The organism is Plantactinospora sp. BB1, assembly GCF_003030385.1.
Taxonomy (GTDB): Bacteria; Actinomycetota; Actinomycetes; order Mycobacteriales; family Micromonosporaceae; genus Plantactinospora.
In genome coordinates this window covers 4492114-4507466 of the sequence record NZ_CP028159.1, presented here as the reverse complement: position 1 = coordinate 4507466, position 15353 = coordinate 4492114, and the positions used below count along the sequence as shown (strand labels likewise).

The window sequence follows — 15353 nt, the reverse complement described above, 5'->3', positions numbered from 1 at the left end:
GGCGTCGACGGACGATCACGTCAGGTTCGTACCACCTCGGCCAGCAGTGGACCGATGGTCGCGAGCGCCTCGCCGTTCAGCAGACGGTGGTGGGTCGACGCCACGTCGTGCACCACGATCTCCCCGGTGACGTACGGGCGCCACGCCCCGGGATCGCGCTCGCCAGCGGCCTCGTCCGCCGCGGCGCGGAAGAAGACCAGGTCGCCGCGGTAGACCCGGCCCGAGACCGAGCCGGCGAGCGCCGAGTTCTCGGCGAACGCCCGGGCCAGGGCGGGTACGGCCCGTTCCGGCAGGTCCGCAAGCGCACCGCCCGGGCGGCGGATCGCGGTCAGTACGTCCGCCGGTGCCGGTGCCGGCCCGACCCCGTCGTCGAGGCCGAGGGAGGCGAGCAGCCGGCGCAGGTTCTCCGGGTCGTCCGGATGCAGCCCACCCGCTCTGCCGGGACGGGCCGGATAGCCGTCCAGCATCACGAGCGTGACGTGCTCGCCCTCCGCCTGTAGCCGGGCGGCGATCTCGTGCGCCACGCCCGCCCCGAACGACCAGCCGAGCAGGTGGTACGGCCCCCGGGGCCGGGCGGCGCGAATCTCCGCGAGATAGTCCTCGGCCATCGCGGCGAGCGAGGCCGGGGCGGCGTCGGGATCGGAGAGCCGGCGCGCCTGCAACCCGTAGACCGGAAGGTCCGGGGGCAGATGGCGCAGCAGGCCGGCGTACACCCAGGCGATGCCGGCCACCGGATGCACGCAGAAGAGCGCGTCCGGTGCCGTACCGGCCCGCAGCGGCAGCAGGACGGCGAGCGGATCACCACCGGTCGGCGTCGCGCCGGATCGGTCACGGTCGCCGAGCCGCAGCGCCAGAGCGGCCGGGGTGGGGCTCTCGAACAGGGCCCGGATGCTCAGCTCGGCACCGAACTCGCCCCGAACCTGCGCGATCAGCTTGACGGCGAGCAGGGAGTGGCCGCCGAGGGAGAAGAAGTCCTCGCCGGGGCCGACGTGCGGGACCCCCAGCGTCTCGGCGAAGAGCTCTGCGATCCGCTCGCTGCGAGCGCTCCAGGAGGACTCCGCCGGGCACGGTGCGCCGTCGACGCGCGGGGGGACCCCGGCCGGCCCCCGAGGCGGCTGCGGAAGGAGCGCGGGCAGCCGGCGCGTGGGATCCTCGGCGGCGGCGTGCAGCACCCGCACGTACGCCGCCGCCAGGCCCTCGGCGGTGTCCCGGTCGAGCAGGTCGGTGGCGTATTCCAGCGTGCCGTGCAGCCCGGCCGGCGTGCCGTCCGCGGCCCATCGTTCCTGGAAGGAGTAGAACATGTCGAACTTGGCGCTGCGCCGGGTCACCCCGGTGCGGGAGACCGTCACCTCCGGCAGCTCCAGCGCCGCGTCCGCGGTGTTCTGCAGCAGGAGCATGACCTGGAACAACGGGTGGTGGGCCAGCGACCGCCTCGGGTTGACCAGCTCCACGACGCGGTCGAACGGGATGTCGTGGTGGGTGAACGCCGCCAGGTCGGTCTCCCGCACCCGGTCGAGCAGGGTGGTGAAGCGGGGATCCCCGCTGGTGTCGGTCCGCAGCACGAGCGTGTTGACGAAGAAGCCGACGAGGTCGTCGAGCTCCTCGTCGACCCGTCCGGCCACCACCGAACCGATCGGCAGGTCCTCCCCGGCGCCGCAGCGGGTGAGCAGCGTGGCGAGGCCCGCGTGCAGGACCATGAAGAGGGTCACCCGGCCGGCACCGGCGAGTCCCAGCAGTCGGGCGTGCAGCTCGGCGTCGATCTCGATGTCGACGATGTCGCCGACGTGACTCGCCACGGCGGGTCGCGGCCGGTCGGCCGGCAGGGGCAGGATCTCGGGTACCCCGTGCAGCGTCCGGCGCCAGAAGGCCGCCTGCTCGGCCAGCACACTCGACGGGTCCTCCAGCGCACCGAGCAGGTCCCGCTGCCACAGCGTGTAGTCGGCGTACTGCACGGCGAGTGGAGCCCAGTCAGGTTCCCGGCCGGTGAGGTGCGCCGCGTAGGCCACCGACAGGTCGTGCAGCAGTGGACGCTCGGACCAGCCGTCGGTGGCGATGTGATGCGTCAGGAGCAGCAGTACGTGCCGTCCCGGCCCCACCGCGAACAGGGTCACCCGGATCGGCAGCTCGTGGCGCAGGTCGAAGACGTGCGCCGCCGCGTCCCTGAGGAGTTCGTCGAGTTCGGTCTCGGTGGTGGGGACGAGCGAGACCGGGACGATGGCCTCCTCCGGCGCCAGCACCACCTGCTCCGGCTCGCCGTGCATCTCCCGGTAGACCGTGCGGAGGCTCTCGTGCCGGGCGACGACCGCACCGACACTCGCGGTCAGGGCCGCGGTGTCGAGCGGGCCCTCCAGCCGGAAGGCGAGGGGCAGATTGTAGGCCGCGCTCGGCCCGTCGATCGCGTCGAGCAGCCAGATCCGCCGCTGGGCGAACGACAGCGGCAGGTGCTCCGGGCGGGCAGCCGCGCGCAGCGCCGGGCGGTCTCCGGCGGCGGTGCTCGACGCGATCCGGCGCGCGAGTCCGGCGACCGTCGGCGCCTCGAACAGCGTCCGGATGCCCAGCTCCACGCCGAGCGCCGACCGGATCCGGCCGATCAGGCGGGCGCCGAGCAGGGAGTGACCGCCCAGCCGGAAGAAGTCGTCGTCCACACCGACCCGTGGCATGCCCAGCACCTCGGCGAAGAGTTCGGTGAGCAGCTCCTCGCGTGCGTCGCGCGGACCGCGGGCACCGACGACGGCGTGGCCCGGGGCGGGCAGCGCGGCCCGATCCAGTTTCCCGTTCGCGTTCAGCGGGAAGGCGTCCATCACGACGAAGGCCGAGGGCACCATGTAGTCGGGCAGCGTGCCGGCGACGTGCGCCCGCAGCTCCTCGACGGTCGGCGCCCGGCCGGGGGCCGCGCGGACGTACCCGACGATTCGCCGATCGTCCGGCCGGTCCCCGCGGACGGTCACCACCGCCTGGGCGACCTCCGGGCAGCGGGTCAGCACCGCCTCGATCTCGCCCAGCTCGATGCGGAAGCCGCGGACCTTCACCTGATGGTCGACGCGGCCCAGATAGACCAGGCCCTCGCCGGTCCATCGGACCAGGTCACCCGTCCGGTACATGCGGTCACCGGGCGCACCGTACGGATTGGCGACGAACCGTTCGGCCGTCAGTCCGAACCGCCCCAGATAGCCCCTGGCCAGGCCGGTACCCGCCAGGTAGAGCTCGCCGACCACGCCGACGGGTACGGGCCGCAGCCGGCCGTCGAGCACGTACGCCTGGCAGTTCCGGATCGGCCGGCCGATCGGTGTCGTCCCCCCGACCTCACCGTCGGACGACCACGAGGTGGCGTAGACGGTGTCCTCGGTCGGCCCGTACGCGTTGACCACCCGTACGGCCGAGAACGCCCGCTGGACCGCTGCGGCGGTGGCACCGGTCAGCGCCTCGCCGGCCAGCACGACGGTCGGCGCCGAAACCCGCACCGATCCCGTCGCCACGAGCTGCGCCAGCGCCGAGGGCACCCCGCTGACCAGCGTCGGCCTGCCCAGCGTGGCGTCCGCGGCCGGCGGGCGCTCCGCCAGCGCCAGCGCGTCCCGGAGCACCTCGACGGCGCCGCCGCAGAGCAGCGGGCCGAACATCTCGAAGACGGAGACGTCGAAGTTGAGCGAGGTGCTGAACAGCACGTGCGCCAGCCGGTCCGGGCCGAACTCCTCGTGCGCCCAACGCGCGAGGTTCACCGCCGATTCGTGTGACACGAGCACCCCCTTGGGACGCCCGGTGGACCCCGACGTGTAGATGACGTACGCCGCGTTCTCCGGCGTCAGCCGGCTACGACGCTCCGCGTCGGTCAGGTCGTCGGCGGCCAGCGCCGCCACCGCCTCCACGGTCCCGGGGGCGTCGAGGACGATGTGGCGGGTCCCCGCGCAGACCGGTGGGAGCACACCGGCGGTTCCCGACTCGGCGATCACCGCGACCGGCGCCGCGTCACCGAGCATGTACGCGATCCGCTCCACGGGGTAGCCGGGTTCGACGGGCAGGTAGGCGGCGCCGGACTTCAGCACGGCCAGCAGCGCGACCAGCATCCGCGTCGAGCGGGAGAGCGTGATCGCTACCAGGTCCTCGGGCCCGGCGCCGTGCTCGATCAGGTGCCGGGCCAGCCGGTTCGCCCGACGGTCGAGTTCCGCGTAGCTGAGGATCCCGTCGTCGCCCAGCACCGCCGGGGCGTCGGGGCTGCGCCGCGCCTGCGCCTCGAACATCGCGGTGAGCGTGGTACGGGGCAGCGGAGCGGCGGTGTCGTTCCACGAGCGCAGCAGCTCGTGCTCGGCCGGGCCGAGCACCGGCAGCTCGTCGAGCGGGATGTCCGGCTCCCGCCCGGCGGCGTCCAGTACCCGTACCAGCGCGTCGGTCAGCCGCTGTACGGTCGGACGGTCGAACAGGTCTACCGCGTACTCGACCTCCAGCGTCATCCCGGCCGGCGTGCCGTTGTCGTGTTGCTCGAAGAAGGCGACGAAGAGATCGAACTTCGCGTTGCCGGCGCTCATCGCCCGCACCGTGCACTCCAGCCCCGGTGCGGTGAAGTCCGCCCGGGCGTTGTTCTGCAACAGCAGCATCACCTGGAAGATGGGATGCCGGCCCAGCGAGCGGGCCGGGTTGACGGCCTCCACCACCCGCTCGAACGGCACGTCCTGGTGGGAGTAGGCGGCCACGTCGACCTCGCGTATCCGGTCGACCAGCTGCCGGAAGGTCGGGTTCCCCGCCGTGTCGGTGCGCAGCACCACGGTGTTGACGAAGAACCCGACCAAATCGGTGAGCGCCTCGTCCGTCCGGCCGGCGACCGCGGAGCCGATCGGCACGTCGGTGCCGGCGCCGAGCCGGGTCAGCAGGGCGGCCAGCGCGCTGTGCAGCACCATGAAGAGCGTCGATCCGGTACGCCGGGCCACGGTGAGCAGCCGGGCGTGCAGCGCGGGCGGGAGGTCGACGACGAGCATGCCGCCGCGGTGACTGGCCACCGCCGGACGGCTGCGGTCGGTGGGCAGGACCAGCTCCTCCGGCGCACCGGCGAGCGTACGCCGCCAGAAGGCGAGCTGCGCGCTGACCAGGCTCTCCGGACTCTTCTCCCGGCCGAGCAGCCGGTCGTGCCAGAGCACGTAGTCGGCGTACTGCACGGGCATCGGCGACCAGGACGGCCGACGGTCGAGGGCGCGGGCGGTGTAGGCGGTGGCCAGGTCCCGCATCAGGGGCCGGACGGACCAGCCGTCGCTGGCGATGTGGTGCGGGACCACGAGCACCACGTGCCGGTCGGCGGTGACCCGGAAGACGGTGCAGCGGATCGGCAGCTCGGTGGTGAGGTCGAAGGGCTGCCGCGCCGCCTCGGCCAGACGCTGCTGCACATCGGCCCGCGAGGTGTCGACGACGTCGAACGGCAGCCGCGTTTCCGGCACCGCGAGCACCACCTGGTGCGGGTCGCCCTCGGAATCCGGATAGACGGTACGCAGGATCTCGTGGCGTTCCAGCAGGTCGGCGAAGGCGGTCCGGAGCGCCTCCACGTCCAGGGGACCGTCGATCGTGATCGTCTGTGGAATGTTGTACGTCGCGCTCGGCCCCTCCAGCTGCCGCAGGAACCACATCCGCCGCTGCGCGAAGGACAGCCCCAACGTCTCCGGCCGGCTCGACGGCAGCAGCGGCGGCCGGTCCAGGCTGGAGATCTCCTCCGGTAGCCGCGCCGCCAGCTCCGCCACGGTGGACGCCTCGAACAGCAGCCGGATGCTGATGGTCGTGCCGAAGGCGATCCGGATCCGGCTGATCAGGCGCGCGGCCAGCAGCGAGTGGCCGCCGAGTTCGAAGAAGCCGACGTCGGCGCCGACCCGGTCGACCTCAAGTACCTCGGCGAAGAGCGCGCAGAGCGTCCGTTCGGCGTCGGTGACCGGCTCCCGGCCGGCGTCGGCGCCGTAGACGGGGGCGGGCAGCGCCTGCCGGTCGAGCTTCCCGTTGGGGGTGCGCGGAAACTCGTCCAGCGGGATCACCACCGACGGCACCATGTAGTCGGGGAGGGTCCGTGCCACCTCGGCGCGCAGCGCGCCGGGGTCGATGTCCCGCCCCTGGACGTACGCGACCAGGTGGGTGCCGCCCGGCCCGTTGACGTCCGGCAGCACGACGACCTGGGCCACGCCCGGCGCGCCGGCGAACGCGGCCTGCACCTCCGCCGGCTCGACCCGGTACCCGCGCACCTTGACCTGGTGGTCCACCCGCCCGACCACCTCGAACAGGCCCTCGGCCGTGATCCGCCCGAGGTCGCCACTGCGGTACATGCGTTCGCCCGGCGCCCCGAACGGGTCGGCCACGAAGCGTTCCGCCGTCAGGCCGGGCTGGTGCAGGTAGCCGTGCGCCAGGGCGACGCCGGTGAGGTAGAACTCGCCGACGACGCCGACCGGGACCGGGCGCAGCCACCGGTCCAGCAGGTACGCGCCCTTGTTCGCCAGCGGCCGGCCCACCGGCAGGGTACGCAGGTGCAGGTCCTCGGGGCGTACGGCGTGCCAGGTGGTGAAGCCGAGGTTCTCCGCCGGCCCGTAGACGTGTCGTACGCGCAGGTGGGGGTAGAGCTGCATGATCTTCCTGACGTGCGGGGTGGACGCCGCCTCGCCGGCGCTGAACGCCACCCGTACCCCCTTGAAGGTGTGCGGGTACTCGTCGACGAGGAAGTTGAACAGGCTGCCGGAGAGCCGCACCATGGTGACGCCCCGGCCCGTCACCTCGTCCGCGATGACGGCCGGTTCTGCCTCCTGCGTCGGCAGCAGCACCGACCGGGCGCCGTGCAGGAGTGCCCCCCAGAGTTCGAGGCCCGAGGCGTCCCAGGAGGGCGGTGCCGCCTGTAGGAACACCTCCTCCGGCCCGAAGTCGGCGTACGTCTGACCGAGGTAGCTGCCGACGAGCGCACGGTGCGGCGTGGCCACCCCCTTCGGCTGCCCGGTGGAGCCGGAGGTGAACATGACCCAGAGCAGGTCGTCGGGGCGTACCGGCAGGCGCAGGTCGTCGGCCGGCTGGGCGCTGATCGCCTCGGTGTCGAGGCAGATCGTGTCGGGATCACCGCCGCTGAGTCCCAGCCACTCCGACCGCCCGCTGGTGGTCAGCACGGCCCGGGCCCGCGCGGCGGAGAGGATCAGCCGGAGTCTGGCCGGCGGGAACGTCGGATCCAGGACCGTGAACGCCGCGCCGATCTTGGCGATCGCGAGCATCGCGGTCACCATCTCCGCGTTCCGGGGCAGGAGGATGCCGACGAGTGCGCCGCGAGCCACGCCTCGATCGCGCAGGTGGTGTGCCAGCCGGTTGGCCGCGGAGTTCAGCCCGGCGTACGTCGTCCACTCGTCACCGCAGATGATCGCCGTCGCGTCCGGGGTCCGCACCGCCCACTCTTCGAACAGCTCGTGCACGCACCGGTCGAGGGGCACCTCGACCGCGGTGTCGTTCATCTCCACCACCAGCCGGCGGTGCTCCGCCTCGGAGAGCCGGTCGAGCCGGCGGAGCAGTCGATCGGGTCGCTCGGCGACGTCCCGCAGGACGCGCGCGAGCACCGCGCCGAGCCGCTCGGCGGCGGCGAGGCCGACCGAGCCGGCCGCCAGCCGGATCGTCACGGCGGTGGCCGGCCCCGACGACACGCGGAGCACGATCGGCCACCCCTCGGGCACCGTCTCGACGTCCACCGCCAGGACCGTGTCGAAGAGGGGGACGGTGGCGCCGTGCGGCGCGCGGGACTCGTCGGCGCGGGCGCGCACGAGCGAGTCGAGTGTCGCCTCCGGCCCGAGCCGGACCTGCGTCGGACGCACCTCGCCCCGCTCGTCGGCCACCCCGAAGAGCACCTCCGCCCGCCCCAGCGCCTCGCCGAGGGTCACCGCCCAGGCGGCCCGGTAGACCGCCTCCGGCGAGGTCCCGGCTCCGGCCGCGACGGCGTGCAGCCGGGCGGCGACCCCGGCCGGGAGTTCCACCGGTACCTCCTCGGGAGCCTGCACCGACGCGCGGCCGTCGCCCTGTCCGCGCAGCTCGTCGACGAGCAGGGTGGGCTCGATGTCGGCGCTCGCGGGCACGGGCGCGGCCGACGCGGGCCTCTGGTCGTGCATCACCTGGTGGGACACGGGTCGAATCTCCGATCGGCGGTCGAACGGGTGCCGGTGCTGGCGGTGCTACCGGCTGCTCGCCGGCCGTAGGTCGGTCCAGTGCGTCTCGACATAGCCGAGACAGTTCGCCCTGCCGTCCGGTCCGTGCACGACGGACCAGCCCGCCGGCACGTCGATGTCGGCCGGCCAGAGGCTGTGCTGGTCCTCGGGATTGCGCAGGACCAGGTAGGAACGGTCGGGGTCCTCGAACGGATTGGTCATCAGCGGCTCCCGTCCCTGCGGTGCCCGCTCATCCGCGCACCGTCCGCGCCGAACTCTCGGCGAACCACTCGGCCGGCACCGTCGCACCGTGGCCCGGTCCCTCGGGCAGCAGGACCCGGGCTCCCTCCCGGCGGGGGCCGCCGCGGACGTCGCCGTCGTCGAGTACCTCGTACGGGAAGTAGAAGTCCGAGCCGCTCACCAGATCGCCGGCGAGGCTGTACGCCTGCATGGCCGCGCCCACCCCGAGTCGTGTCTCGTTGAGTGATCCGCAGTAGACGGCCAGGCCGTGCCGCTGCGCGCTCTGGAACAGCTCGATCGTCTGCTTCGTACCTCCGCTGCGGCCGAACTTGACCGCCACGACGTCGCAGAGCCCCGCCCGGGCGACGGGTTCGAGGTCCTCGGCGGTGCTCACCCCCTCGTCCACGCTGATCGGCACGTCGAACCAGCCGCGCAGCCGGGCCAGCCGATCCAGCTGTCGGGCCCGGAACGGCTGCTCGCAGAACTCGACCCCGCTGTCCCGGGCCGTGCCGAGGATCGCCCGCAGGGCCGTCTCGGTACCGCGCTGGTTGTAGTCCAGGCGCAGCGCCGCGTCGGGGGCGGCGCGGCGGAGCGCCCGCAGGCGTTCGACGTCCTCGGCCGGCGACAGCGCTCCGACCTTGAGCTTGAAGATGCGGTAGCCGTCGTCGGCCCGCTCCCGGACCACCCGGTCGACGGAGGCCGGATCCGGCCGGGACACGGAGTAGGAGAGATCGATGGCGAAGCCGGGGTCACCGCCGAGGAGCGTGTGCACCGCCAGGCCGGTCGCCCGGCCGACGAGGTCGTGGATCGCCATGTCCAGCGCCGCCTTCGCCACCGCGTTGCCCGGCACCGCCGCGTCCATCGCCCGGGACGCCCCGGCGCGGTCGGTCGGGTCCCGGCCGATCAGGGCGGGGGCGAGGAGCCCGGTGACGACCTCGACGATGGCCTGCGGGGTCTGCTCGGAGAAGACGGACCAGGCCGACGCCTCCCCGTACCCGTGGTGGCCGGCGTCGTCGGTGACCTGGAGGAAGACCGACTCCTGCACGCCGTTGACGGGTTGCAGCCCGCGCATCTGCGTCTGGGTCAGCTTGATCTCCCGTACGACGGCCGAGATTGATGTGATCACTACGTCCCCTTCTCGTGAATGGTGTTCCGCGGGTCGGCCGCTCAGCAGGGCAGCGGTTCCGCCCCGTCCGACGGCGGGCCGGTCGCGGCCAGCCGGTCACACTCGCGCTGGATGTGCGTCAGGGCCCGCAACAGGCCGTCGGAGGAGAGGCGGCGGCTCCGATCGCCACGGGTGACGATCGGCATCCGGCCGCCGTCGCTCCAGGCCAGCCGGCCGTCCGACTCGATGTAGCTGCGGCTCAGCCCGGCGTTGTCGGGATGTATGCAGAACGGGACGTCGAGGATCCCGCGCTCGAAGGCGGTCACGATGGCCCGGCCGACGTCGGCATCGAGGTCGAGCACCGTGTCGATCAGCAGGCGTGCCTCGGTGTGCACGGCGCTGTCCCGCCCGGAGTCGACCGCGACCGGCGGCCCGGCCCGCCGCGCCACCGCGGCCGCGTCGGTGAGCGCCGCCACGTTGTCCGCCACGGTGGGGATGCGGAACGCCTCCGCCTGCGTCTTCACCAGCAGACGGGCGACCCCGGTGCGCATCGCGAGTTCCGCGGCGCGGCGTCCGAGCAGCCGCGCGCCACCGGGGGTACGCGGGTACGCGCCCATGTAGGTGTAGAGCACGATGTGCCAGTCGGCGCCGACCAGCAGCTCGGAGGCGATGCGGTGCAGGGCGAGGATCGCCTCCTCGTCCTGGGCGGGATTCGCCTGCTGGGTGTAACTGACCGAGACGCTGTGCAGCCCCTCCTGGACGAAGAAGAGCGCCTCCAGGACCGTGATCGCCACCAGGAGGCCGGGTGGGCAGAGCTGGCCCATCATGCAGCCGCCGAAGCTCTCCAGGTGCGGCTGGACGCCGGCCCTCGACGCCGCGACGAGCAGCTCGCACGCCCGGCGCCAGCTGACCAGCGCGTCCCGCAACGGCACCCGGCCGTACGGCAGGCAGTACGAGGCCGGCCCGCCCTCCGTCGCCGAGAGCCCGGCGGCGATGGCCGCCTCGATGATCCGCTCTGGCCGGGCGGCGCCGTGCCGGACCTGGACGGGGAAGTCGGGACCGTGAATCCCGTGCAGCACCGCCCGGGTGGTGGCCGCCGAATGGGAGACGATCGGGTAGCCGTTCAGCGGGGCGCCGTCGGCCAGCGCGCGCAGCGCCGCGTCGTGGTCGCCGACCCGGGTGTAGCTGTCCAGCGTCAGCGTGCCGACCGTCGCCCCGCCGACCTGCTTCGTCGCCAGCAGCCCGGCCCGCATCATCTCCGGGTCGCCGAAGCCCATCCGGGGCTGCACGACCAACCGGCCCGAGGCGCGGGCCTGGCGGACGTAGTCCCCGAACGACGAGGCGACCACCGGCGCCCGCTGCTGCTCCGCTGCGCCTGCCGACACCGTCAACCACCCACCGCCGAGGTGCTGTGGTTCAGGTAGGTCTCCAGCTCCCGGGCCGATGCCCGGTCGTCGAAGACGGCCGTGAAACCGGCCTCCAGCAGGGCGCGGCTCTGGGCGGCGTCGGGTGACCCGTCGATGCCGAGTTTGCCGCCGATCACCACCGGTACCCCGGCCAGGGCCGGGTTGGCGCGGAGTTCCGAGATCAGCCGCAGCCCGTCGGTGTGCCCGTGGCCGTTCACGCTGCTGACCACGACAAGGTCCGGGCGGTAGGCCGCCATCTCGCTCAGCACGGTGCCGGTCGGCACGCAGCAGCCGAGGTTGCGCACCCGGTGGCCCAGCTCCTCGATCAGCAACTGCAGGAAGACCAGGTTCCAGGTGTGTGCGTCGGAGGCCGTGCTGGTCAGCAGCACCCGCATCCGGCGGCCGTCCGGCGGGCCGGCCGGGCCCACCCGGTCGGGGGAGCTGGTGGCCGGCCGCACCGCGACGGTCACCGGCCGACCTCGAATTCCGTCTCCGCCCCCACCTCGTGGGCGAGTCGCCGCACCCCGGAGAAGTCCCGGACCAGCAGGGAGTTCCCGGGAAGCCGGCGGCAGTCCTCGACGATGTCGACCGCGTTCCTGATCCCGGCGTGCCGGATGACGATCGGCCACACGTCGAAGTCCTGCACGACGAACGCCTCCAGCGCCAGCGGGATGGCGCGGTTGAAGAACTCGCGCTGCCTGCGGTCGAGGTGCGCGTGCAACTCCCTGCCGACCTCCACCATGACCGGGCCGTGCGCCGACTCGTCCCGCGCGTGCAGCCGGGTCACCAGCGAGTGCGCCGGCTGGATGGTCTCGTCCCGGGACATCAGCTCCAGGTACGCGTTCACGCTCACCTCGGCGACGGTCGCCCAGACGAACGTGAGCAGGTCCCGCTGCCAGGTCTCCGTGACGCGCTCGTGCTCGGCCAGCAGCCGCCGGTAGGTGACGGTGTGCGGGTAGTCCGGCTCCCGGTCGACCCGCCGCAACAGCCGGGTGTTGCGCATGGCGAGCATGTGCATGTAGGTGTGCCACGTCTCGTCGACGTGCGCCTGCTGGACCGTCTGCTGGATCTCGAAGCGGTCGATGCCGGGATAGTCCCCGTGCACGATCTTGGCGAAGGTGGGATTCGCGACGTACTCCTCGGCCGTGATGACCCGCTCGTTGTAGACCAGCCAGGCCAGGGTGAGTACCAACTGGCGCTGCTCGTCGGTGGCGTCGAGGAAGTCGGGGTGCTCGGCGAAGGGCAGGAACTGGACGGGATAGTCCGGCACCGTGTCGTCGTACTCGGCCCGGCCGTGCACGGCGTCGAGATCGGTACGTACGGTGGCCCGCCGTGGCCACGCCTCGGCGAGGCGTCGCAGCGTGCTCGGGCCGATGGAGTCCTCGCGGTCCAACAGGTCGGATACGGTGTTCATGTCGGTGTGATTCCTCGCTAAGACTGGTCTGCGGCACATTCCCGGACTGAGTCGGCGATCCGATCCAGTCCGGTGTGCAGGGTCGCCGGCTCGGTCGTGACCGGTGGCATCAGCTTGAGCACCTGTCCCCGTGCGCCGGAGGTCTCGGTCAGCACGCCTCGCTCGAACGCCCGGCGTGAGACCTCCGCGGCCACGCCCGGCCGCGCGAAGAACAGCCCGCGCATCAGGCCACGACCCCGCACCTCGGCGCCGAGTCCGGGATGACGGCCGGCGAGTTCGGTCAGCCGCGCGTCGAACTCGGCACAGAGGCTCTGGATCTCCTTCTCGAAGGCGGGATCCGCCCAGAGGCTCAGCGCGGCCGTGGCCGTGACGAAGGCGAGGTTGTTGCCCCGGAACGTTCCGGCATGTGCGCCCGGCTCCAGCACGTCGAGTTCGGGACGGATCAGCGTCAGGGCCATCGGCAGCCCGAACCCGCTGATGGACTTGGCGAGGCAGACGAGGTCCGGTCTGATCCCGGCCTCCTCGAAGCTGAAGAACCGGCCGGTCCGCCCGCACCCGGCCTGGATGTCGTCGACGATCAGCAGGATGCCCCGGTCCCGCACCACCTGCTCCAGGCGGCGCAGCCACTCGCCGCCGGCTGCGGCCAGGCCCCCCTCGCCCTGCACCGTCTCCACCACGACGGCCGCGGGCGTCTCGACACCGCCGGCCGGATCGTCGAGGACCGCCTCCAGGTAGGCGATCGTGTCCATCGACCCGGCGAGGTAGCCCTCGTACGGCAGGTGGACGACGTCGCCGAGGGAGACGCCGCCGGCCGACCGCTTCGACAGGTTGCCGGAGGCGGCGAGTGCGCCGAGCGAGCCGCCGTGGAAGCCGTTGGTGAAGGCGACGATGTTCGACCGGCCGGTCGCGCGGCGGGCCACCTTGAACGCCGCTTCGACGGAGTTCGCCCCGGTCGGCCCGGTGAACTGGACCCGGTAGTCGAGGTGCCGTGGGGCGAGGATCACGTTCCGGAACGCGCTCAGGAACGCCGCCTTCGCGGGAGTGTGCAGGTCGAGGGTGTGCACCGGGCGGTCTTCGGCCAGGTACCCGAGCAGCGCCCGCTTCATCGTGGGGTGGTTGTGCCCGTAGTTGAGCGCTCCCGCCCCGGCCATGAAGTCCAGGTACTCCCGGCCGTGCTGGTCCCACATCCGGTCGCCGCGCGCCCGGGTGAAGATCGCTGGAAAACGCCGGCAGTAGGTACGGACGTTCGACTCCAGCTCCTCGAAGACGGTGGTCTCCACGATCTGTTCGTCGACCCGTGGCGAATCGATCTGCAACTCATGTCCTCTCTGACGTCTGTGCCGACGGTGCCGACCGACTACCGGTGGGTCCGGCGGCTGCCCTCCACGACCCGGTCGCGGATGTTCCAGAGGCTGCGCCGGACGTACGTCCGCTGCAGCCACCGGTCCTTGCCGTCGTACCGGGCAGTGAACCGGGAGCGGGCGTGGATGCCCTTGCGGTTGTTGATGAGCAGCGCCTGGCCCGCCCGGAGGCTGACGATCTGGGCGACCTCGGGGTGGCGGGCGACCTTCTGCAGGGTGTCGAAGGCGGCGTCGGCCTCCGGCGTCAGCCGGCGCACCCCGTTGGCGGCCACGGCGATCTCGGGCGCCTCGGCCGGACCGGTGAGGAGCGGGACCGGTTCGGAGAGCACCTCGCGGCCCCCGGCGAACATCCGCGTGTAGCCGCCCGGCGCGTTGAGCTGGAACAGCGGGGACCGCAGCACCTCGATCGTCGTGTCGTCGAGGTGGTCGGTGAGGTCGCGCGCGTCGGCGTAAGCGGTCAGCGCCTCGCCGGCCAGGTCCGGGCGCAGGCAGTTCAGGACGAGGAAGTCGGGGTTGCTCACGTCGTACCGGCCGCCGGCGTCGTGCACGATGTCGTTGTGGAAGTTGAGGAACACGTCCGAACCCTGGCTGGTCTGGGTCTGGGCGCCGGCCGCCGTCGGGATGATGTCGTGGACCGCCCGGCCGTCCTTCTCGGTGAGGAAGGAGACCGGCTCACCGAGCAGGCCCGAGAGACCGAGCAGGACACTCTCCGCGACGTACGTGGACTTGCCGACGCACGGTCCGCCGTTGCTGGGCGTCGGCGGCAGGTCGAGGTCGACCGGGAGGTTCTCCACCAGCGTCACGCCGGGGGTGTCGACGTGCCGCCCGAAGTCCAGGATCGCCTGTAGCGTCTCGGCGGGCAGGGTCGCGAACGCCTTGTGTGCCAGCGTCGTCACCCAGTCCATCTGGGGCTCCGGATTCGGTAATCCCTTCAAGTGCTCGAAGAGCGCGTCCCGACTTTCGTTGGACAGAGCGATGCGGGCGATTCCCTTGACGGGAGTCGTCTGAGTCAGCGTCATGCTGTCACTCCTTTTTGGGCAGGGTGAATCGCGACGGGATCGAAATGGTCGACAGGCCGTAGCGTGCTCACCAATCGGCTTGCCAGCGATTGTTGCCCGCCGTATTCCACTGCTGCGGGTGAAATGTTTCAAGCGTCCGCGTGTGATGTGCGGTGATACTCGGGCGTCACCATCTGGAACGACGCCGCAGACCGCGCGCCGCGAGTCCGGGCGCGGTTTTCCGACGCGTCACCGGGCGTTTGCTACGCCTGCTACGAGCCGTTCATATCATGTGGATGCGAAATCAGCGTCATCCCAACCCCCGTGGAAGCTCTGACAGTGGCAGCGACACGCGCTCTGCGTGTGTGCTCTCGATGACCTCTCGGCGGCGACACTGGGCGCCGGGGTCGTCGGGATCTGGGCGACAGTCCATGGCCCCGACCCGAACGTGACCGATCGTGGCACACTCGCTACGACTGTCGCAAGTGTCGAGTAAAGATGATCAGTCTTTTATCGGAATCACCGCCGCGTGACGATCAACGCACCAGTGAGGTGATCTCAATCGGTACCGGAGTGTCCACGTGCGAACCTCAGGCTGGTGGGGGCCTGAGTTGGTGGTGGCCGACGTGCCCGGCCAGTGCGCGCGAGTTCTTCTCCGGTACGTCGGCCGGCGGCGCTCCGTATGATCAGCCTCTTCACGGCC

General features: G+C 72.1%; 8 protein-coding genes. All 8 read right to left on the bottom strand.

What is annotated here, in order from left to right; genetic code table 11:
* Positions 1-20: 20 nt before the first annotated feature.
* From C6W10_RS19760 to C6W10_RS19725, 8 genes are read right to left on the bottom strand one after another with little or no spacing between them, the layout of a single operon-like run.
* Positions 21-8105: a non-ribosomal peptide synthetase gene (locus C6W10_RS19760; protein WP_107259408.1), complete on the bottom strand. Its 8085-nt coding sequence runs from the start codon at positions 8103-8105 to the stop codon at positions 21-23.
* Positions 8106-8153: 48 nt separating this feature from the next.
* On the bottom strand, positions 8154-8348 hold the full coding sequence (locus C6W10_RS19755) for an MbtH family protein (RefSeq protein ID WP_107259406.1): 195 nt from the start codon (positions 8346-8348) through the stop codon (positions 8154-8156).
* Positions 8349-8376: 28 nt separating this feature from the next.
* The gene (locus tag C6W10_RS19750; protein ID WP_107259404.1) at positions 8377-9492 is read right to left on the bottom strand and encodes a mandelate racemase/muconate lactonizing enzyme family protein; all 1116 of its coding nucleotides are present in this window, start codon (positions 9490-9492) and stop codon (positions 8377-8379) included.
* A 41-nt stretch (positions 9493-9533) separates the two neighbouring features.
* The gene (locus tag C6W10_RS19745; RefSeq protein WP_234361344.1) at positions 9534-10856 is read right to left on the bottom strand and encodes a methylaspartate mutase; all 1323 of its coding nucleotides are present in this window, start codon (positions 10854-10856) and stop codon (positions 9534-9536) included.
* 2 nt (positions 10857-10858) lie between these two features.
* Positions 10859-11347 (bottom strand): cobalamin B12-binding domain-containing protein, encoded by a 489-nt coding sequence (locus C6W10_RS19740; protein WP_234361343.1) that lies wholly within the window; start codon positions 11345-11347, stop codon positions 10859-10861.
* Positions 11344-12291, bottom strand: coding sequence for a diiron oxygenase (locus C6W10_RS19735; protein ID WP_107259400.1), 948 nt, complete (start codon positions 12289-12291; stop codon positions 11344-11346). Before C6W10_RS19735 ends, C6W10_RS19740 begins: the two co-directional genes overlap by 4 nt.
* Before the next feature lie 17 nt (positions 12292-12308).
* Positions 12309-13607 carry a diaminobutyrate--2-oxoglutarate transaminase gene (gene ectB / locus C6W10_RS19730; RefSeq protein WP_234361342.1) on the bottom strand — a complete coding sequence of 433 codons (1299 nt, stop codon included), beginning with the start codon at positions 13605-13607 and terminating at the stop codon, positions 12309-12311.
* 41 nt (positions 13608-13648) lie between these two features.
* Entirely contained in the window at positions 13649-14557 is a 909-nt protein-coding gene (locus tag C6W10_RS19725) for a TauD/TfdA family dioxygenase (RefSeq protein ID WP_199853691.1), read from the bottom strand.
* Positions 14558-15353 lie beyond the last annotated feature (796 nt).